The sequence below is a fragment of the Streptomyces solicavernae genome, assembly GCF_029968095.1.
In the GTDB taxonomy this organism is placed as follows: Bacteria; Actinomycetota; Actinomycetes; order Streptomycetales; family Streptomycetaceae; genus Streptomyces; species Streptomyces solicavernae.
Genome location: NZ_JASCIR010000010.1, coordinates 182,030 through 200,913 on the forward strand (window position 1 = coordinate 182,030; position 18,884 = coordinate 200,913).

Genomic DNA, 18,884 nt, shown 5'->3' on the forward strand with positions numbered 1-18,884 from the left:
GCGAGCATTCATCCCATGATTCTATGATGGCTCTCATGCCACGTGAGGAAACCCAGACGACGACCCAGGCCACCCCGCGCTCGCCGGACCCGCGCCGAGCGGGCGAACCGCCCACCACGCGCGCGTGGACCCTGCGGTTCGTCGTCGTCGGACTCGTCCTCGCCGCGCTGAATCTGCGTCCCGCGATCACCAGCCTCGGCGCACTCCTGGAAGAGGTGCGGGTCGGCCTCGGCATGAGCGGCACCGTCGCAGGCGTGCTGACGTCCGTCCCGCCGCTCTGCTTCGCCGCCTTCGGCGTGATGGCGCCGAAGCTCGCCCGCCGCTTCGGCCCCGCCGCCGTGGTCTGCGCCGGCATGGCCGCGATCGCCGCCGGCCTCGCGATCCGCCCCTTCGCGGGCGGCACGCCGGGCTTCCTGGCCGCGAGCGCCCTCGCCCTGATGGGCATCGCCGTCAGCAACATCCTGATGCCGGTGATCGTGAAGCGCTGGTTCCCGGACCGCGTCGCCACCATGACCGGCCTGTATTCCATGGCCCTGTCCCTCGGCACGTCCCTCGCGGCCGCCGCCACCGTGCCGCTCACCAGCGCCCTCGGCGGCAAGTGGCAGACCGGCCTGGGCCTGTGGGCGCTGGTCGCCGCCGCGGCCGTACTGCCCTGGCTGCCGCTCGTACGGGAGCGGCGCACGGCCGGGGGCGGGGCGACGGAGAGTGCGGTCACGGAGGGCGCCGTCACGGAGGGCGCGGTCACGGAGAGCGCGGACAAGTCCGCGCGTGCGCAGGACGCGCGTGCGCAGGACGCCCGTGCGCAGGCCAAGGGCGGCCTTGCTCTGCCCATCACGCGCAGCCGTACCGCCTGGGCGCTCGCGGGCTTCTTCGGGCTCCAGGCGACCGGCGCGTACATCACGATGGGCTGGATGCCGCAGATCTTCCGGGACGCGGGCGTTCCGGCCTCCACCGCGGGCGTGCTGCTCGCCGTGACCATGGCGATGGGCGTCCCGCTCGCCTTCGTCATCCCGCGCGTGGCCGGGCGGCTGCGCAACCAGGGCCCGATCGCCGTGGTCCTCGGCAGCTGCGGACTCATCGGGTACGCGGGCCTGTTCCTCGCCCCGGCGGCCGGCGCCTGGGTGTGGGCGGTGGTGCTCGGGGTCTCCAACTGCTCGTTCCCGCTGGCCCTGACCATGGTGGGCATGCGCGCGGGCACCGGTGCGGGCGTCGCCAAGCTGTCCGCGTTCGCGCAGAGCACCGGCTATCTGCTGTCCATCCCGGGGCCGCTGCTCGTCGGCGTGCTCTACCAGCACAGCGGCGGCTGGGGCCTGCCCATCGCGCTCATGGCGGGCCTGATGCTGCCGCAGATCGCCCTCGGCATCCTCGCGGGCCGCAACCGTACGGTCGAGGCGGAACTGGCCGACCGCGCGGGCGCCGGGAGCAAGGCGGCCGCCTGAGGCACGGGCACCTCAGCGGCCCCGCCGTGAGCAGACCGGGCAAAGGGTGCGAGACTTGGCGCCATGCCCGTCCTCGAACCGAACCCGCAGAACGGCCAGAAAAAGTTCGTCATCGTGCTCGGCGCGATGCTGGCCATCACCGTCGTCATCGGCATCGTCGCCTCCATCGCCTCACCCTGAGCGCCGCCCCACATGTGCGGTGAGGCCCGGCCGGGTGGGGCTGTCCTCCGTATCCCCTAGGGGGCGGGTCTCAGGGTTTTCTGGGTGGATCACCTGATGGGCCGGGCCCCTCGCAGTCCGTACGTTCAAGGCGTGCCGTGAAGGAGCGGCGCACGGCACCTGAACCGCGGAGGCGAGCGCCATGCCGGCACCGACGCACACCCCGGCCGCCCCGGCCGCCCCGCCCACCCCGCAGCGGCCGGGCCGGATCAAGGCCGAGCTGCCCTGGTGGGCCCTCGCACTGCCCACGGCAGCCTTCGTGGTGCTGCTGTCCCTCGTGCTCGACCCCGCCGACGCACACGCGGTATCCGGCCGGGTACCGCTTCTGGACGTACTGGTACAGCTGAGACAGGCCCTGCCGTTCTGACCGCCCGCCGGTCGCACGCCGAACGGCATGTTCCGCCGCGCCTCAAGCCCCGGTCACCCGTGCGTGCGGAGCATGTCAACTACCTGCGCCGCACGGCGCGTTTCGTGCGAAGCTGGGACGCATGAGCGTCGACACACCCCGCAGGATTGTCCTCCTTCGGCATGCGAAGGCCGACTGGCCCCAGGTGGCCGACCACGATCGCCCGCTCGCCGAGCGCGGTCGCCAGGACGCCCCGGTGGCCGGCCGCAAGCTGGCCGATTCCGGCATCGACTTCGACCTGGCGATCTGCTCGACCGCGACCCGCACACGCGAGACCTGGAAGGCCGCCGTCCACGAACTGCCGCGCCGCCCGAAGACCGTCTACGAAGAGCGTGTGTACGAAGCCTCGCCCGGCGAGCTCATCGCCGTGCTCAACGAAGTGCAGGACGACTACTCCGACATCCTCCTGATCGGCCACAACCCCGGCATGCGCGGCCTCGCCGACGTCCTCGCCGGCTCGTCCGAGGGCGACGCACAGGCGCGCATGAGCCGGAGCGGCTTCCCGACCGCGGCCATCGCGACCCTGTCGTACACCGGTTCCTGGAAGGGCCTGGAGGCGGGCACGGCGACGCTGCTCGACTTCTGGGCGCCGCACGCGTAGCCGCCGTAACTCCCGCACCGAAGCGACCGTTCCACTGAAGCGACTGTTCCACCGAAGTGAACCGCTCACGTCAGAAGGGCCCGGCACGCAACCGGACACTGTGTCCGCAACCGTGCCGGGCCCTTATGTCGTCTCGGCCCTTCCGCCGTCTCGGCCCTTCCGTCGTCTCGGCCCTTCCGCCGTCTCGGCCCTTCCGTCGTCTCGGGCGCGTTCGCCGTCTCTCGGTCCTTCGTGTGTCCGGCGGCCGACCCCGCCCCTCAGTCCGCGTGCGTGTCCGCCAGCTCGACCTCTTCGCGGGTGACCCCGAGCAGATAGAGCACGGTGTCCAGGAACGGCACGTTCACCGCCGTGTGCGCGGCCTCGCGCACCAGCGGCTTCGCGTTGAAGGCGACCCCGAGGCCCGCCGCGTTCAGCATGTCCAGGTCGTTGGCGCCGTCACCGATGGCCACCGTCTGCTCCAGCGGAACCCCGGCCTCGTCGGCGAACCGGCGCAGCAGCCGCGCCTTGCCCGCGCGGTCGACGATCTCGCCGGCGACCCGGCCGGTCAGCTTGCCGTCGACGATCTCCAGCGTGTTGGCCTGCGCGAAGTCAAGGCCGAGCCGTTCCTTCAGGTCGTCCGTGACCTGCGTGAACCCACCCGAGACGACGCCCACTTGGTAGCCGAGGCGCTTCAGCGTACGGATCAGTGTGCGCGCGCCGGGCGTCAGCCGGACCTCCGTACGCACCTTGTCCACCACCGAGGCGTCGAGCCCTTCGAGCAGCGCCACGCGCGCGTGCAGCGACTGCTCGAAGTCCAGCTCGCCGCGCATCGCCGCCGCCGTCACCTCGGCGACCTCGTCCTCGCAGCCCGCGTGCGCCGCGAACAGCTCGATGACCTCGTCCTGGATGAGCGTCGAGTCGACGTCCATCACGATCAGGCGCTGAGCGCGGCGGTGCAGACCGGCCGAGACGACCGCGACGTCCACGCCCTGCACGGCGGCCTCTATGGCGAGCGCCGTCCGCAGCGGCTCGGTCTCGGTGCCGGACACCGCGAACTCCACGGCCGTGACCGGGTACTTGGCGAGCCGGAAGATCCGGTCGATGTTGCCGCCGGTGTCCGTGATCCTGGCCGCTATGGCCGCCGTCGACTCGGCGGTCAGCGGGTGCCCGAGCACGGTCACGTGCGAACGGCCCTCGCCGCGCGGACGGTTGTCGCCGATGCCGGAGATGATCTCGGCCTGCATCTTCAGGGAGTCGGCCCAGCTGTGCACGGTGGACCGCAGCTCGCCCTCCATCCCGGCGGACGGCGCGGTGACCAGCGCGCACAGCACGATCCGGCCACGCGTGACGACCTGCTCCAGATCGATCACGTCTACGGAGAAGGCGGCCAGCGTGTCGAAGAGGCCCGCGGTGATGCCGGGCCGGTCCTTGCCGAAGATCTTGACGAGGAGGGTGGGTACGTCAGCGGTGTGAGGTGGCTGCGATGCGCTCATGGTGCTCTTACGGTATCCGGCACCGCGTGCCACGTGCCCGCCCGTCCCGGCCTACGGACACGCAGGGCCCTTGATGTGCAGCACGTTCCGAGCCGTACGCGTATGTCCCGATCTCTCATGATGCGTACGCACTGATAGTCGCTTCACGCAATACGGCCTGGTTTGCGGACCTCAACGGGCAGGCGCCGCAAGGGCCGTGGGCGCTCATCCACAGGCCCGACTTTCGGACAGCGGGCCGAGCCTGGAATAGTTCCCCACGATGTTCGACATCCCTAGACTCCCCAAGACGGGGGCTAGCTCGGGGGACGACGTAGTGGGGCTGGAGTGCCGGAACTCGTACTGGAATTGAATGGACAGACCTGGACGCTCGATGTGTCCAGGTCATACGCCGTCGGACGTGATCCGGGCGGCGAAGTGGTGATCGACGACGCCCGGGTCTCCTGGCGGCACGCCACGATCAGCTGGGGTGGCCGGAACTGGGTCATCGAGGACCACGGCAGCACCAACGGCACGTTCGTGCAGGGCCACCGGGTCCAGCACATCGAGCTCGGTCCCGGCACCGCCGTGCACCTCGGCAACGCCACCGACGGGCCGTGCCTCAACCTCGCGGCCGCGGGCGCCGTAGCCGCCGCCCCGCACCAGGCCCAGGCCCCGCACCAGGCCCACGCCGCCCAGGCCCCGGCCCAGCAGCCGCAGCAGCACGCCCCGCAGCAGGCAGGCCCCGGCTGGCAGCAACAGGCCCCGCAGCATCAGGCCCCGCAGCATCACGCCCCGCCCCACCAGGCCCCCCAGCACCAGGCCCCGCCCCAGCAGGCCTGGCCGCAGCAGGCCGGCCCCGGGCAGGCGCACGTACCGCCGCAGCAGGTCCCCGGCCAGGCCGGCGGGCAGTTCGCGCAGCAGCAGGCGCAGCCCCAGGCCGGAGCGGGCGCCCCGGCGCACGGCGGCGACCGCAGCCCCACCACGTTCCACCAGGTGGCCCTCGGTCACGTCATGCGCATCGGCCGCGCCCTGGAGAACGAGCTGGTCGTCTCCGACCTGCAGGTCTCCCGGCACCACGCCGAGTTCCACGCGACGCCCGACGGCCGCTTCGAGATCCGCGACCTCGGCTCGCACAACGGCACCTACGTCAACGGCCAGCCGCTGCCCAAGTCCGGCACCGTGCCGATCGGCCCGAACGACATCGTGGGCGTCGGCCACTCCACGTTCCGCCTGGTCGAGGGGCGCCTGGAGGAGTTCGTCGACACCGGCGAGGTCTCCTTCTCGGCCCGGCACCTCACGGTCACCGTCGACGGCGGCAAGCAGATCCTCAAGGACGTCTCCTTCGGCGTACCGGAGAAGTCCCTGATCGCCGTGATCGGCCCCTCCGGCTCCGGAAAGTCGACGCTCCTCAAGGCCCTCACCGGCTACCGCCCCGCCAACCAGGGCGAGGTCCTCTACGACAACCGGAACCTCTACAAGCAGTTCGCCGAGCTGCGGCAGCGCATCGGTCTGGTCCCGCAGGACGACATCCTGCACAAGGAGCTGACCGTCAAGAAGGCCCTCAAGTACGCCGCCAAGCTCCGCTTCCCCGCCGACACCAGCGAGCAGGAGCGCGAGCAGCGCATCGACGAGGTGCTGCGCGAGCTGAAGCTCGACATCCACAAGGACAAGAAGGTCACGTCCCTGTCGGGCGGTCAGCGCAAGCGCGTCTCGGTCGCCCTGGAGCTGCTCACCAAGCCGTCCCTGATCTTCCTGGACGAGCCCACCTCGGGCCTCGACCCGGGCATGGACCGCGACGTCATGCAGCTGCTCCGCGGCCTCGCCGACGACGGCCGCACCGTCCTCGTCGTCACGCACTCCGTGGCCGAGCTGGCGATCTGCGACAAGCTCCTGGTGATGGCGCCGGGCGGCTCGGTGGCGTACTTCGGTCCGCCCGAGGAGGCCCTGAACTTCTTCGGCTACAGCACCTGGGCCGACGTCTTCTCCGCCTTCGAGAACTACCGCGACTACGACTGGGCGGGCCGCTGGAAGGGCTCGCAGCACTACCAGATGTACGCCGCGGACATCGACGCCGCCGCCCCGCAGCAGTCGCAGCAGCAGTACGCGCAGCCGCCCCAGGCGATGATGCGGCCACCGAAGCCGCAGGGCTGGGGCTCCCAGCTGCTCACCCTGATCAGGCGGTACGTCTCCGTCATCGCGTCCGACAAGGGCTTCCTCGCGCTGAGCGTGGTCCTGCCCGCCGTGCTCGGTGCGGTCAGCCTCCTGATCGAGCCGGACAAGGGCATGCTGGTCAACGAGGCGGTGAACCCGAGGACCGGCCTGCACGTCCCGAACAGCACCGCCAGCGTCGTCCTGCTGATCCTCGCGGTCGGCGCGTGCTTCGCGGGCGCCGCCAACTCGGTCCGCGAACTGATCAAGGAACGGGTCATCTACGAACGGGAACGCGCCACCGGCCTGTCCCGCTCGGCCTACCTGATGTCCAAGGTCATCGTCCTCGGCACCATCACCGTGCTGCAGGGCCTGCTGGTCGGCGCGATCGGCTTCTCCAGCCGCGAGATCCCCGAAGAGGGCCTGATCCTCGGCAGCTCGGTGCTCCTTGAGCTGTCCCTGCCGATCATGGCGCTCGGCTTCACCGCGATGATGTTCGGCCTGGTCATCTCCTCGCTGGTGAAGACCGCCGAGAAGACCATGCCGCTGCTTGTGATGTTCGCGATCGTCCAGGTCGTGTTCACCGGCTGCCTGTTCATCCTGCACGGCACGGTCGGCGTCAACCAGTTCTCGTACCTGATGCCGTCCCGCTGGGCCGTCGCCGCCGCCGGCACGACCCTGGACTTCAACAACATCAACCCGAACACCGACGACCCGGGCAGCACGGACCCCCTCTGGGACCACGAGGCGCTGTCCTGGTTCATGGACATGGGTGCCCTGATCGCGCTCGGCGTCCTCTGCGGCGTCCTGGTGGCGCGGTTCCTGCGCCGCCACGAGCCGGAGGTCATGCGCAAGTAGCGCCTCGCGAACGCAGGCCGTACGCACGCCGAAGGGCGGCACCCCGTGTGGGGTGCCGCCCTTTGCGCTATCGGAGGTCCGCAGCCGCTCAGTAGGCGCTGTCGACGTTGTCGATCGTGCCGTAACGGTCGGCGGCGTAGTTGGCCGCGGCGACGATGTTGGCGACCGGGTCGTACTGGTTGTGCGGGGTTCCCTCGACGTGGTACGCGTCGAAGGTGGGCTTGATGACCTGGAGCAGGCCCTTGGACGGCACGCCGTTCTGGGCGTTGATGTCCCAGTTGTTGATGGCGCGCGGGTTGCCGGAGGACTCACGCATGATGTTCCGGTGCAGGCCCTCGTACGTGCCGGGGATGCCCTCCTTCTTCATGATGGCGAGGGACTCCTTGATCCAGCCGTCCAGGTTGTTGGCGTAGACAGGCTTGCGGGCGGCGTCACGGGCGGCGCGCGCCTTGGCCTCGCGCTCCTGCTTGGCCTTCTCCTCGGCCTTCTTCTCGGCCTTCGCCTTGGCCTCGGCCGCGGCCTGCTTCTGCGCGGCGGCCTCGGCGGCCTTGGCGATGCCCGCGTAGGCGGTCTGCTGCTTGGCGACGCCCTCCTGGATGGTCCTGGCGTCCGCGGAGAAGGCCACGGTGGAGGCGGTGGAGGCGGTGGAGGCCTCGGCGGCCTGCGCGGTCTGGTCGTTGCCCGGCACGAACGAGAAGGCGAGGGCAGCGGCGCCGAGCGTGGCGACACCGGCGATCGAGAACTTCTGGATCTTGGTCAGCGAATAGTGACCAAGGGTGTTCTGCTTGGGCATGCGAAAGGACCTCTTCGAAATAGCGGAGGTCGCTCACTTTCCGACACCGGTAACAGGGACTCCGGCAAAAACGCCGTGGTGGGTAACCACGGCGCCGAGCGACGAGTGCAATTCTTAGCGGCCGCAAAATTTCGAAGCAAAGGTGTGACGTACGATCCCGCTTAGTGGATCAGGGCTCGCCCACCGGTCGTTCATGCCCGATTCTTCCCGGATATGGCCCGTCTTATCGGTCAACTAGGACACTTCGTACGTGACGTGCGCCCTATGTGCGGCCTCACATCGGCCGCGTAACAGTTTCACCAATCGTTGCCGGAGCAATTCATACGGTGACCGGTCTCCTCCTTGAGGACCAAATGGCTGTCCCTGAACTCGTGCCAGAGGTAGAGACGGCGTACTGCCTCCGTATATCCGCAGGCCGCCGCGTCCGCCGCCGACTCGACGGCCCGCACCGCCGTCGTGCCGACCGCCACGATCCGCCCGCCATCGGCCCGCGCCGCGTTGATCAGCCGCGCCGAAGCGGCGGGTACGGCACGTCCGCGTCCACCCGCGCCCCCTTCGGACCGCCCGCACGCGCGCGTGTGGAGCCCGATCCGTCCGGGGCGCGCAGCTCTACCGTCCACCGCCCGCCGTCGCCCCGCGTCGAGAAATGCACCCCCTTACGCGCGCGTGCCCCGGCTCGTCGTCGGTGAGCGCGCACAAGGGCCTTCGTCCTAGTCCCCGAGTCCTAACCGGCCGCCGTCGCGCGGCCGATCCGGTTGTCAGAGCCCGCCGGTACGGTGAGGCCATGACCGAAGGCCCCCGATCAGGCCTGCTCGCGGTGAGCTCCGCGCTCCTCGCCATGAGCCGGCACCTGGAAGTGCGCGACGTCCTCAAGACGATCGTCGTCTCCGCACGCGAACTCCTCGCTGCCCAGTACGCCGCCCTCGGCGTGCCCGACGACCACGGCGGCTTCGCCCAGTTCGTCGTCGACGGCGTCAGCGAGGAGCAGTGGAAGGCCATCGGCCCGCTCCCGCGCCAGCACGGCATCCTCGCCGCGATGCTGCACGGCGCCCGCACCGAACGCCTCGCCGACGTGCGCGAGGACCCCCGCTTCGAGGGCTGGCCGTCCGCCCACCCCGACATGTCGGACTTCCTGGGCCTGCCCATCCGGGACGGCGACGAGACCCTGGGCGCGCTGTTCCTCGCGAACAAGCGGTGCCCCAAACCACAAGGCGCTTGCGGCTTCACCGAGGAGGACGAGGCGTTGCTGGGCATCTTCGCCCAGCACGCCGCGCTGGCCCTCACCAACGCCCGCCTCTACGAACGCAGCCGCGAGCTGACGATCGCCGAGGAACGCTCCCGGCTCGCCCACGAACTGCACGACGCCGTAAGCCAGAAGCTGTTCTCGCTGCGCCTGACCGCACAGGCCGCGGCCACCCTCGTGGACCGCGACCCCGGCCGCGCCAAGGGCGAACTCCAGCAGGTCGCCGCCCTCGCCGCGGAGGCGGCCGACGAACTGCGCGCCGCAGTGGTCGAGTTGCGCCCCGCCGCCCTGGACGAGGACGGCCTCGTCGCGACGCTGCGCACTCAGATCCAGGTCCTGGACCGCGCCCACTCCGCGCACATCACCTTCGACTGCACCGGCGTGCGCGCCCTGCCCGCCGCCCAGGAGGAAGCGATGCTGCGCGTCGCCCAGGAGGCCCTGCACAACGCCCTGCGCCACTCCGGCGCCACGCGCGTGTGCGTGTAGCTGCAAAAGCGCGGCCAGGGCGCCGAGTTGAGCATCACCGACGACGGCACCGGCTTCGACACCCGCGCGGTGCGGCGAGCGGGACGCCACCTCGGCCTGGTCTCCATGAGACACCGGGCCGGCGGCGTGGGCGGCCGCCTGACCGTGGAATCGGCGCCCGGGAAGGGCACCACGATCACTATGGAGGTCCCCGGTGGCTGAACAAGAACGCCCCCAGGCGCACGAGTCGGCGGCCGGCCGCGCCATCAGAGTGCTCCTCGTCGACGACCACCAGGTGGTCCGCCGCGGCCTGCGCACCTTCCTGGAGGTCCAGGACGACATCGAGGTGGTCGGCGAGGCCGCCGACGGCGACGAGGGCGTGGCCCGTACGGAAGAACTCCGCCCGGACGTCGTCCTCATGGACGTGAAGATGCCCGGCATGGACGGCGTCGAGGCCCTGCGTAGACTCCGCGAACTGGCCAACCCCGCCAAGGTGCTGATCGTCACCAGCTTCACCGAGCAGCGCACTGTCGTCCCCGCACTCCGCGCGGGAGCGGCCGGTTACGTCTACAAGGACGTCGACCCGGACGCGCTCGCGGGCGCCATCCGCTCCGTGCACGCCGGCCACGTCCTGCTGCAGCCCGAGGTGGCGGGTGCCCTGCTGTCCCAGGACGAGTCCGGCGGCGCGCAAGGCCGAGGAGGCTCGCTCACCGAGCGCGAGCGGGAAGTGCTCGGCCTGATCGCCGACGGCCGCTCCAACCGCGAGATCGCCCGCGCCCTGGTGCTCTCCGAGAAGACCGTCAAGACGCACGTCTCCAACATCCTGATGAAACTCGACCTCGCGGACCGCACCCAGGCGGCCCTCTGGGCGGTGCGCCACGGGGTGGCGGGCTGAGCAGCGGCCCCGTACCCACCGGGCGGACTCCGGTCGCGGACCGTCAGGTTCCGGTCTGAGATTCATACCGTCGTGTGGATGTCGCCCGTACGGCGCAACTTCCGTCGGCCCGGGGCGTTCTCCAGTGCGTGCTGCGGCGGCTGGCCGCAGCTTCCGCAAGAAGGGTCAAGAAGTGAAGAACCTGAAGAAGGCCGCTGCCGTCACGATGATGGCCGGTGGCCTGGTCGCCGCCGGCGCCGGCATGGCCTCCGCCACCAGCGCGGACGCGGTCGGCACCGCCGTCCACTCCCCGGGCGTCGGCTCCGGCAACGTCGTGCAGGCGCCGGTCCACGTCCCGGTCAACGCCGTGGGCAACACCGTGAACGTCATCGGCGTGCTCAACCCGGCCTTCGGGAACGCCGCCGTCAACAACTGACGCAAGTCCCGGGTCACTTGACGACCGTACGGCCCTCCACGCACCGCCTGGAGGGCCGTACGCATGCCCCTACGCGAAGGATCACGTACGACAGAGCCCGGCCGCGATACGAACACTCACCACACGGCACAACCACACGGCACAACCGCACACGCAACCGACCGCACGCGCAACCGAGCGCACACGCAACCGACCGCACGCCCGTGCGCCCCCGAGGAACCCGGTGCGCCTCAGCGCGCCCCGCGCTCCCGTTCCTCCACGAACGCGTTGTACGCCGCCACCTGCGCCCGCCGCGCGGTCCGCTCCACCGGCCTGAGCGCCTCGGCCCGCGCCGCCATCTCCGAGGCGCTCACCGCCCCGCCGTGCCCGTTCTCGTACGCCACCGAGATCAGCAGCGCCACCCGCTGCGCCAGCTCCAACACCCGTACCGCACGCGGCGGATAGCCCGGCGCGAGGACTTCGCGGCCGCGCTCGGCCCGCGCCCGGTACGCGTCGATCGCCGCCTCCGCGACCGGGCCGGAACCGGCGACGTCGAGCCGCGACAGGATTCGCGTCGCGTCCCGCAACGCCTCCGCCAGCTCGCGCTCCGCCTCGCCGAGCGAGGGCACGTCCGCGGGCGGCGCCGCACGCACCGGCAGGCAGTGCCACACCACCTCGGCGTGCACGTCAGCAGCGTCCGGACCGGAACCGGCCTCGTACACCTCGGGCACCAGACCCAGCGCGACGCCCTGGCAGACCACGGCCTCCTCGGCCTCCAGGGCGCGCGCGTTGAACTCCGGCGGGCCGCTGAGGCCCAGCGGATGCCCGGGCGCGGGCAGCGCCACCCGCAGCCCCGTCACCCCGAGCGCGCGCAGCCGCCCGAGCGCGAGCGTCAGGCCGACCGGCGCGGACTCGCCCGGCAGCCCCTCGACCCGGTGCACCGCGTCCTCGCCGACGGCCGCGAGTACCGCGTCATCCGGCGAGACAAGTCCGGCAATAAGGGCATTTCCCCATGAGGCCAACCGGCCCGAGCGTGGTTCCGTGAGCATGGACACCAGCCTAAGGACCCCACTGGCGACGGGAGTGTCCGACCGGTGGCGTAGGTTTTATCCGGGGGCTGCGTCCACAGACGCAAGCGAGACGAGACTGCAATGGGAGACAACGCGCTCATGAGCGATGTTCTGGAGCTGGTGGACGTATCCGTGGTCCGCGAGGGCCGGGCCCTGGTGGACCAGGTCTCCTGGTCCGTCAAGGAAGGCGAGCGCTGGGTCGTCCTCGGCCCCAACGGCGCGGGCAAGACGACCCTGTTGAACATCGCGTCGAGCTACCTCTTCCCCACCACCGGCACCGCCACCGTCCTCGGCGAGACCCTCGGCAAGCCCGGCACGGACGTCTTCGAGCTCCGCCCGCGCATCGGCGTCGCCGGCATCGCGCTCGCCGACAAGCTGCCGGGGCGCCAGACGGTCCTGCAGACCGTCCTCACCGCGGCGTACGGAATGACCGCCACCTGGCACGAGGACTACGAAGAGGTGGACGAGCAGCGCGCCCGCGCCTTCCTCGACCGCCTCGGCATGACGGACTACGTCGACCGCAGGTTCGGCACCCTCTCCGAGGGCGAGCGCAAGCGCACCATGATCGCCCGCGCCCTGATGACCGACCCCGAGCTCCTCCTGCTCGACGAACCCGCCGCAGGCCTCGACCTCGGCGGCCGGGAAGACCTCGTGCGCCGCCTCGGCCGCCTCGCCCGCGACCCGATCGCCCCCTCGATGCTGATGGTCACCCACCACGTCGAGGAGATCGCCCCCGGCTTCACGCACGTCCTGATGATCCGCCAGGGCAAGGTGCTCGCCGCCGGACCCATCGAGCTGGAGCTCACCTCCCGCAACCTCTCCCGCTGCTTCGGCCTCCCGCTCGTCGTCGAGCAGAACGGCGACCGCTGGACCGCCCAGGGCCTCCCGCTCAGCTGACCCGAGCGCCGCGGCACGGCCCCGCGCCGTGCCGCCCGCGCTGTGCCGCCCGCGTCCACCGGGGCCGAGGTGCGCCCTGTCCCTGGGGCGGCCTTCGCGCCTACGATGACCACGTGGACATCGACGCATGGGTGTGGTGGCTGATCGCGGCGGTCGGCCTCGGAATTCCGCTCGTCCTGACGGCAATGCCGGAGTTCGGGATGTTCGCGGTGGGCGCCGTGGCAGGCGCCGTGACGGCCGCCCTCGGCGGCGGAGTCGTCCTGCAGGTGGTGGTGTTCGCCGTCGTCTCGGTGGCCCTCATCGCGGTCGTACGACCCATCGCCGCCCGGCACCGCGCGCGACAGCCCCAAGTCGCCTCCGGGATCGACGCGTTGAAGGGCAGACAGGCCGAAGTCCTCGAACGCGTCGACGCCCGCAGCGGCCGCATCAAACTCGCCGGCGAGGTCTGGTCCGCCCGCACCCTCGACGAATCCCAGTCCTTCGAGGTGGGCCAGCGGGTCGACGTCGTGGAGATCGACGGAGCGACGGCGATCGTCATGTGACCCAGGCGCGGCGGACGTTGGCGTGAAGTCACCGAACGTCCCCCGCACACCGCGGTCGTCTGACAGACTCGACCACCAAGATCTTTCCGATTGTCACGCAGGCATGAAAGGGCTCGGGGGAAACACCGATGCAACCGATCATCATCGTCCTCATCATCCTGGTGGTGCTCGTCTTCATCGCCCTGATCAAGACGATCCAGGTCATCCCGCAGGCCAGCGCCGCCATCGTGGAGCGCTTCGGCCGCTACACGCGCACGCTCAACGCGGGACTGAACATCGTCGTGCCGTTCATCGACTCGGTCCGCAACCGGATCGACCTCCGCGAACAGGTCGTCCCCTTCCCGCCGCAGCCCGTGATCACCCAGGACAACCTGGTGGTCAACATCGACACGGTCATCTACTACCAGGTCACCGACGCCCGCGCCGCGACGTACGAAGTGGCCAGCTACATCCAGGCGATCGAGCAGCTCACCGTCACCACGCTGCGCAACATCATCGGCGGCATGGACCTGGAGCGGACCCTGACCTCCCGCGAGGAGATCAACGCCGCGCTCCGCGGAGTCCTCGACGAGGCCACCGGCAAGTGGGGCATCCGCGTCAACCGCGTCGAGCTCAAGGCCATCGAGCCGCCGACCTCCATCCAGGACTCGATGGAGAAGCAGATGCGCGCCGACCGCGACAAGCGCGCCGCGATCCTCACCGCCGAGGGCATCCGCCAGTCCGCGATCCTCACCGCCGAGGGCGAGAAGCAGTCCGCCATCCTCAAGGCCGAAGGTGAGGCCAAGGCCGCGGCGCTGCGCGCGGAGGGCGAGGCCCAGGCCGTGCGCACGGTCTTCGAGGCGATCCACGCCGGCGACCCGGACCAGAAGCTGCTCTCGTACCAGTACCTCCAGATGCTCCCGAAGATCGCCGAGGGCGACGCCAACAAGCTCTGGATCGTCCCCAGCGAGATCGGCGACGCCCTCAAGGGCCTCTCCGGCGCGATGGGCAACTTCGGCGCCATGGGCGGCGGTTCGAGCACCCCGACGGTCCCCTCCCCGACGAAGACCCTCAGCCCCGAGCGCCGCGAACAGCCCCCGCTCGACTGACGCCCGCAGACGTACGAGGGCCCGCCTCCCGGTCGAGGAGGCGGGCCCTCGCACGTCCGCCTCCCGGTCGAGGAGGCGGGCCCTCGCACGTACTCACCACTCACGCCGTTACGGCCCTCAGGCCGCCGCAGGCTCCGGCAGCCAGTCCGGCAGCCCCGCCCGCCCGTCAGCGCCGAGCGCGAGCAGCATCGCGTCCGTCGGCGTCGGTTCGTACGGCTCGAAGAGCAGCGGCATCCCGGCCCCGGCCGGCGTCCGGTCGGCCTTGCGGTGGTTGTCCGGCGCGCAGGAGGCGACCGTGTTCAGCCACGTGTCCCCACCGCCCTGCGACTTCGGCACGACGTGGTCCACCGTCGTCGCCCGCCGCCCGCAGTACGCACACTTGTGCCGGTCCCGGACCAGCACACCCCGCCTCGACCACGGCGCCTGTCTTCGGAACGGCACCCGTACAAACCTCAGCAGCCGGATCACCCGGGGCACCGGCAGATCCACGGCGGCGGCACGCATCCGCAGCTCGGGGTGGGAGGCTTCGACGACGGCCTTGTCCTGCAGCACCAGTACGACGGCGCGGTTCAGCGACACCGTCGACAGCGGCTCGAAGCTCGCGTTCAGCACCAGCGTGTCCCGCATCTTTCGCCCACCCTCCCGTGTTGCACCTGCCCACCCCACGGCGGACTTGGATCAACTCTGGCCGGGCGCGCCGCATGGGACAACGGAATAAAAAATGCCCGCCCCTGATCAATTCCATGACCAAGGGCGGGCAAACAGCCGGTGAACGATCGACTTTCGGTCGCTTCGCGTCCCGAGCGATCAACTCTCGTCGGGCGCCGTGTACTCCCCGACGAGCTGTGCGCGCGCCAGCGTGTGGAACCGCAGATTGAAGCCGACGACCGCCGGCGAGGCGTCCGCGTCCGGCCCCAACTTCTCCTGGTCCACCGCGTACACGGTGAACACGTAGCGGTGCGCGCCGTCCCCGGGCGGGGGAGCGGCACCGCCGAACTCCTTGCTGCCGTAGTCGTTCCGCGCGTGCACGGCGCTCTCGGGAAGCCCCTCGAACTTGCCGCTGCCCGCACCGGCGGGAAGCTCCGTGACCGAAACCGGAATATCGAAAAGGACCCAGTGCCAGAACCCGCTGCCCGTGGGCGCGTCCGGGTCGAAACACGTCACGGCGAAGCTCTTGGTGTTCTCCGGAAAGCCCTCCCACCGCAGTTGCGGCGAGACATTGCCACCCGACAACACCTGGGCGTCCCCCAGCACCTCACCCGGCACCAAGTCCTCGCTCAACACGGCGAACGACGGCACCTCGGGCAGGAAGTCATGGGGAAGCGGCGGCCTCTTGTCTGTCACGTCAAACCTCCGGTCCAGCGGTAGAGCCTGCTGCGCAAAAGCCTAGGGCCTAGGCCCAGTTGCGCTTGCTACCGACTTCCGACAGCCACTGATTGAGGTACGCGGCCCAGTCGGTCCCCTGGAAGTCCGCGAGCCCCACCTTGAACGCGCGGTACGAGTCGCTGCCCGCGGTGAACAGACCCGGCTTCTTGTCCATCTCCAGGACGACGTCCATCTCGCGCTCGTCGGCGACGAAACTCAACTCGACCTGGTTGATGCCCCGGTACTGCTGCGGCGGCAGGAACTCGATCTCCTGGTAGAACGGCAGCTTCTGCCGCGTACCGCGAATGTGGCCCTTCTCCATGTCCGCGCTCTTGAATCGGAACCCGAGCTGGATGAAGGCGTCGAGAATCGCCTGCTGCGCGGGGAGCGGGTGCACGTGGACCGGGTCCAGGTCGCCCGAGTCCACCGCGCGTGCGATCGACAGCTCGGTGGTCACACCGATGTTCATGCCGCGCAGCGCCGTGCCGTCGATCATCGTGACCGGCGTCTCCCACGGGATGTCCAGCCCGAAGGGCACGGAGTACACCTGATTCGCCTGCAGCTGGAACGCGCCACCGAGCTGCTGCCGCGTGAACTCGATGTCCTGCTTCGTCTCCTGGTCGCCGCCCTCGACCTCGACGCGCGCCTGCAGACCGACGGAAAGACTCTCGATCTCCTGTTCCACGGAACCGCCCTGGATCCGCACCTCGCCCTGCACGACCCCACCGGGCACGACGTTGACCTCGGTGAGCACCGTCTCCACCGAAGCGCCACCGGCACCCAGGCTCGCAAGCAGCTTCTTGAACGCCATCGCTTCTCCCCGCACTCTCGTCCCACCGGACGGTGAAACTCTGTTCGCTACGTCTCTTACGGTCCTACGACCCCTACCAACGCGATCCGGCCCTGGCCGGTTCCGCACCCTCACCCTGGCAAGGGCCGACCCTCCTTGACCACCCGCGCGTGAGCATCGTTTGGACTACGCTCGTACGCCATGATCGCGGCCCCTGACCGTACGCCCCTGCCCAGGGACTTCTTCGACCGGCCCGTCCTCGAAGTAGCCCCCGATCTCCTCGGCCGCACGCTGGTACGCAGCACACCGGACGGTCCGATACACCTCCGCCTCACAGAAGTGGAGGCGTACGACCTCACAGAAGTGGAGGCGTACGACGGCATGAAGGACCCGGGCTCACACGCCTACCGCGGCCGCACCGCCCGCAACGCGGTGATGTTCGGCCCGCCCGGTCATGCGTACGTCTGCTTCACGTACTCCATGTCAAGGCGGTCAGCATGAACGTTGACCTCCTCGCCCATCCTGCTGAAGAGGTCGCCCCCAGGCTGCTCGGGAGCGTCCTCACCTGCAAGACCCCGGAGGGAACCGTGAGCATCGCCGTCACGGAGACCGAGGCGTACTCGGGTACGGCTGACCCAGCTTCCCATGCCTACCGAGGCCAGACACCCCGTAACGCCGTCATGTTCGGACCCGCAGGACACCTGTACGTGTACCGGTCCCATGGTCTCCACTGGTGCGCCAACGTCGTCACCGGGACGGACGGCATGGCCTCGGCTGTCCTCATCCGGGCAGGCAGGGTCATCGAGGGGGAAGACCTGGCACGCAAGCGACGAGGGGCGAAGGTCGAGGGCCCACGCCTTGCGCGGGGCCCGGCGAACTTCTGCCAGGCGCTCGGCATCACGGCAGAGCACAACGGCACAGACCTGCTGACGGGCGCCTCGGTCGCGCTGTCCGAGGGCAAGCCAGTACCCGCTGCGCTCATCCAGGCTGGTCCTCGGGTAGGCGTGAGTAGAGCCCACGACTGGCAGCACCGCTTCTACCTCGTCGGTGATCCAACGGTCTCGGCGTACCGACTGAGCCCGAGAGCCAAGCCGCCTGCCGGAGCCTGAGCCGCTGTGCGCCTTGCTCGCGGCTTGCCGCCGAGTCGGCGCGGAAGTTCTCTCAGACCCCTTCAGAGAGATCGGTGGAGCGGTGGGAAGACGCCGGTAGGCTGGGCTGCCGCGGACGCGGGGGCAGGAAACGAGATGGTTGCCGTCCCGTCGGGACGGGTGACGCTGTCGGACCGGCGGACGCACGATCCGAAGGTTCGAGCTGCGGCACTCCTTGCCGTGCGGCGAGAGCAGTCCACGCGTGTTCCAGTCCTTCGCGATGGACCAGAGGGTGACGCCGGCCAGGACATCCCGGTACGCCTGCCGCAGGGCGTCCGCCTCGGCTTCCCGGTGCCTGCCGTCCCTCTCGAAGCCGAAGGGGCGAGTACTCCAGAAGGGCCTGCCCGACTCCCTGCGCCGCTGGAGTCCAAGTACCTGACGCTCGACTCGCATCTCGGTCTCGTTGCGAGCCACCACCGCGCCGTCGATCCTCACGGGGGCGCCGGTCTCCGGCGACCTGGTGCGCAACGGGCCGCGCACGGGAGTCTCGGGTGAGGGCGGGGTCCATCCCTGGCGCTTCTGGGTGGCCAACGACCCTACGGTGAGCCCGTATCGGGCCCACCAGCCCCGTCGCCGCTCGACTTGACGCGGCCCGTGGGGATCCGTAATGTAGCCCGAGCCTCTTGAACCGGGTACTGCCTTTTGACAGCAGCCGGAAGAGGCCAACCCACTCTCTCAGCGACTTCCCTCAACGGGGTCGATTTCGGCATGCCCGGAATTGAATTCCGAGGCCGGATTTTGAACGGCCGGGGAAATCCACTAGAGTTTGAGCGTCGGAACGGCCCAACAGCCGCGAAGACAAACCTTGTTGACTGGGAATCAGGCCCGAAAGGATCTGATAGAGTCAACACCGCCGAAAGGCCCGGAAGGGCCGGAAAGCGAAATCCTCTCCGACAGGGAATCGGACACGAAAGAGTCTGATAGAGTCGGAAACGCAAGACCGAAGGGAAGCGCCCGGAGGAAAGCCCCAGTGAGCGTCACTGCGGGTGAGTACAAAGGAAGCGTCCGTTCCTTGAGAACTCAACAGCGTGCCAAAAGTCAACGCCAGATATGTTGATACCCCGTCTCCGGT

Annotated in this window: 17 protein-coding genes and 4 pseudogenes; 14 read left to right on the plus strand and 7 right to left on the minus strand. The window is 69.9% G+C overall.

The annotated features are described in order from the left end of the window. Window positions 1–35 precede the first annotated feature (35 nt). From QIS99_RS14915 to QIS99_RS14930, 4 genes are all read left to right on the plus strand, one after another. Window positions 36–1,439, plus strand: a complete 1,404-nt coding sequence (locus QIS99_RS14915; protein ID WP_408909560.1) for a CynX/NimT family MFS transporter — start codon at window positions 36–38, stop codon at window positions 1,437–1,439. A gap of 63 nt (window positions 1,440–1,502) precedes the next feature. Further along, complete coding sequence (locus QIS99_RS14920) at window positions 1,503–1,619, plus strand: SGM_5486 family transporter-associated protein (protein ID WP_282513787.1); 117 nt, start codon at window positions 1,503–1,505, stop codon at window positions 1,617–1,619. 181 nt (window positions 1,620–1,800) lie between these two features. Further along, window positions 1,801–2,025, plus strand: coding sequence for a hypothetical protein (locus tag QIS99_RS14925; protein ID WP_282513789.1), 225 nt, complete (start codon window positions 1,801–1,803; stop codon window positions 2,023–2,025). A gap of 121 nt (window positions 2,026–2,146) precedes the next feature. Beyond that, the gene (locus QIS99_RS14930) at window positions 2,147–2,665 is read left to right on the plus strand and encodes a SixA phosphatase family protein (protein ID WP_282513791.1); all 519 of its coding nucleotides are present in this window, start codon (window positions 2,147–2,149) and stop codon (window positions 2,663–2,665) included. A gap of 257 nt (window positions 2,666–2,922) precedes the next feature. On the opposite strand, the gene serB is transcribed toward QIS99_RS14930, so the two are convergent. Further along, window positions 2,923–4,137: a phosphoserine phosphatase SerB gene (gene serB / locus QIS99_RS14935; protein WP_282513793.1), complete on the minus strand. Its 1,215-nt coding sequence runs from the start codon at window positions 4,135–4,137 to the stop codon at window positions 2,923–2,925. 324 nt (window positions 4,138–4,461) lie between these two features. Here serB and QIS99_RS14940 point away from each other — a divergent pair, with 324 nt between their 5' ends. Beyond that, complete coding sequence (locus QIS99_RS14940; protein ID WP_282513794.1) at window positions 4,462–7,122, plus strand: FHA domain-containing protein; 2,661 nt, start codon at window positions 4,462–4,464, stop codon at window positions 7,120–7,122. Between the two features lie 88 nt (window positions 7,123–7,210). Here the strand turns inward: QIS99_RS14940 and QIS99_RS14945 are convergent, their stop codons facing one another. Together QIS99_RS14945 and QIS99_RS14950 are read right to left on the minus strand one after the other, a co-directional pair. Further along, window positions 7,211–7,915, minus strand: coding sequence for a transglycosylase SLT domain-containing protein (locus QIS99_RS14945; protein ID WP_282513795.1), 705 nt, complete (start codon window positions 7,913–7,915; stop codon window positions 7,211–7,213). Window positions 7,916–8,211: 296 nt separating this feature from the next. Continuing rightward, window positions 8,212–8,755 (minus strand): annotated as a pseudogene (locus QIS99_RS14950) (S-adenosylmethionine:tRNA ribosyltransferase-isomerase). On the opposite strand from QIS99_RS14950, the pseudogene QIS99_RS14955 reads away from it, so the two are divergent. The 3 genes and pseudogenes from QIS99_RS14955 (at window position 8,700) to QIS99_RS14965 (ending at window position 10,933) form a co-directional block, all read left to right on the plus strand. Continuing rightward, window positions 8,700–9,845: pseudogene (locus QIS99_RS14955) on the plus strand (GAF domain-containing sensor histidine kinase). The pseudogenes QIS99_RS14950 and QIS99_RS14955 sit on opposite strands and share 56 nt — an antisense overlap. Next, window positions 9,838–10,518 (plus strand): response regulator, encoded by a 681-nt coding sequence (locus tag QIS99_RS14960; RefSeq protein WP_282513796.1) that lies wholly within the window; start codon window positions 9,838–9,840, stop codon window positions 10,516–10,518. Before QIS99_RS14955 ends, QIS99_RS14960 begins: the two are co-directional and overlap by 8 nt. Before the next feature lie 172 nt (window positions 10,519–10,690). Then, entirely contained in the window at window positions 10,691–10,933 is a 243-nt protein-coding gene (locus tag QIS99_RS14965) for a chaplin (RefSeq protein ID WP_282513797.1), read from the plus strand. A 230-nt stretch (window positions 10,934–11,163) separates the two neighbouring features. Here the strand turns inward: QIS99_RS14965 and QIS99_RS14970 are convergent, their stop codons facing one another. Beyond that, window positions 11,164–11,961 carry a hypothetical protein gene (locus tag QIS99_RS14970; protein WP_282513798.1) on the minus strand — a complete coding sequence of 266 codons (798 nt, stop codon included), beginning with the start codon at window positions 11,959–11,961 and terminating at the stop codon, window positions 11,164–11,166. A 120-nt stretch (window positions 11,962–12,081) separates the two neighbouring features. Between QIS99_RS14970 and QIS99_RS14975 the strand changes: the two genes are divergently transcribed. The 3 genes from QIS99_RS14975 to QIS99_RS14985 all read left to right on the plus strand — a co-directional run bounded on the left by QIS99_RS14975 (window position 12,082) and on the right by QIS99_RS14985 (window position 14,509). Continuing rightward, a complete protein-coding gene (locus QIS99_RS14975; RefSeq protein ID WP_282513800.1) occupies window positions 12,082–12,879 on the plus strand; it encodes an ABC transporter ATP-binding protein in 798 nt (265 codons plus the stop codon). A 113-nt stretch (window positions 12,880–12,992) separates the two neighbouring features. Further along, window positions 12,993–13,421, plus strand: coding sequence for an NfeD family protein (locus QIS99_RS14980; RefSeq protein ID WP_282513801.1), 429 nt, complete (start codon window positions 12,993–12,995; stop codon window positions 13,419–13,421). 128 nt (window positions 13,422–13,549) lie between these two features. Further along, the gene (locus QIS99_RS14985) at window positions 13,550–14,509 is read left to right on the plus strand and encodes an SPFH domain-containing protein (protein ID WP_282513802.1); all 960 of its coding nucleotides are present in this window, start codon (window positions 13,550–13,552) and stop codon (window positions 14,507–14,509) included. Window positions 14,510–14,626: 117 nt separating this feature from the next. Here the strand turns inward: QIS99_RS14985 and QIS99_RS14990 are convergent, their stop codons facing one another. The 3 genes from QIS99_RS14990 to QIS99_RS15000 form a co-directional block, all read right to left on the minus strand. Beyond that, window positions 14,627–15,136, minus strand: a complete 510-nt coding sequence (locus QIS99_RS14990) for an HNH endonuclease (RefSeq protein WP_282513803.1) — start codon at window positions 15,134–15,136, stop codon at window positions 14,627–14,629. Window positions 15,137–15,316: 180 nt separating this feature from the next. Next, window positions 15,317–15,853, minus strand: a complete 537-nt coding sequence (locus QIS99_RS14995; protein WP_282513804.1) for a YbhB/YbcL family Raf kinase inhibitor-like protein — start codon at window positions 15,851–15,853, stop codon at window positions 15,317–15,319. 49 nt (window positions 15,854–15,902) lie between these two features. Next, the gene (locus QIS99_RS15000) at window positions 15,903–16,685 is read right to left on the minus strand and encodes a sporulation protein (protein WP_282513805.1); all 783 of its coding nucleotides are present in this window, start codon (window positions 16,683–16,685) and stop codon (window positions 15,903–15,905) included. 180 nt (window positions 16,686–16,865) lie between these two features. Here QIS99_RS15000 and QIS99_RS15005 point away from each other — a divergent pair. From QIS99_RS15005 to QIS99_RS15015, 3 genes and pseudogenes are all read left to right on the plus strand, one after another. Next, window positions 16,866–17,147 (plus strand): annotated as a pseudogene (locus tag QIS99_RS15005) (DNA-3-methyladenine glycosylase); the annotation flags it as partial. Window positions 17,148–17,161: 14 nt separating this feature from the next. After that, the gene (locus QIS99_RS15010) at window positions 17,162–17,773 is read left to right on the plus strand and encodes a DNA-3-methyladenine glycosylase (RefSeq protein ID WP_282513807.1); all 612 of its coding nucleotides are present in this window, start codon (window positions 17,162–17,164) and stop codon (window positions 17,771–17,773) included. A 466-nt stretch (window positions 17,774–18,239) separates the two neighbouring features. Continuing rightward, window positions 18,240–18,398: pseudogene (locus tag QIS99_RS15015) on the plus strand (DNA-3-methyladenine glycosylase); the annotation flags it as partial. Window positions 18,399–18,884: the final 486 nt, after the last annotated feature.

Bases quoted from the DNA above. Each gene is read 5' to 3' on its own strand.
- QIS99_RS14915 (WP_408909560.1), top strand. From the start codon at position 36: ATGCCACGTGAGGAAACCCAGACGACGACCCAGGCCACCCCGCGCTCG.
- QIS99_RS15010 (WP_282513807.1), top strand. From the start codon at position 17,162: ATGAACGTTGACCTCCTCGCCCATCCTGCTGAAGAGGTCGCCCCCAGG.
- QIS99_RS14945 (WP_282513795.1), bottom strand. From the start codon at position 7,915: ATGCCCAAGCAGAACACCCTTGGTCACTATTCGCTGACCAAGATCCAG.
- QIS99_RS14990 (WP_282513803.1), bottom strand. From the start codon at position 15,136: ATGCGGGACACGCTGGTGCTGAACGCGAGCTTCGAGCCGCTGTCGACG.
- QIS99_RS14925 (WP_282513789.1), top strand. From the start codon at position 1,801: ATGCCGGCACCGACGCACACCCCGGCCGCCCCGGCCGCCCCGCCCACC.
- QIS99_RS14985 (WP_282513802.1), top strand. From the start codon at position 13,550: ATGCAACCGATCATCATCGTCCTCATCATCCTGGTGGTGCTCGTCTTC.
- QIS99_RS14970 (WP_282513798.1), bottom strand. From the start codon at position 11,961: ATGCTCACGGAACCACGCTCGGGCCGGTTGGCCTCATGGGGAAATGCC.
- serB (WP_282513793.1), bottom strand. From the start codon at position 4,137: ATGAGCGCATCGCAGCCACCTCACACCGCTGACGTACCCACCCTCCTC.
- QIS99_RS15000 (WP_282513805.1), bottom strand. From the start codon at position 16,685: ATGGCGTTCAAGAAGCTGCTTGCGAGCCTGGGTGCCGGTGGCGCTTCG.
- QIS99_RS14920 (WP_282513787.1), top strand. From the start codon at position 1,503: ATGCCCGTCCTCGAACCGAACCCGCAGAACGGCCAGAAAAAGTTCGTC.
- QIS99_RS14930 (WP_282513791.1), top strand. From the start codon at position 2,147: ATGAGCGTCGACACACCCCGCAGGATTGTCCTCCTTCGGCATGCGAAG.
- QIS99_RS14975 (WP_282513800.1), top strand. From the start codon at position 12,082: ATGAGCGATGTTCTGGAGCTGGTGGACGTATCCGTGGTCCGCGAGGGC.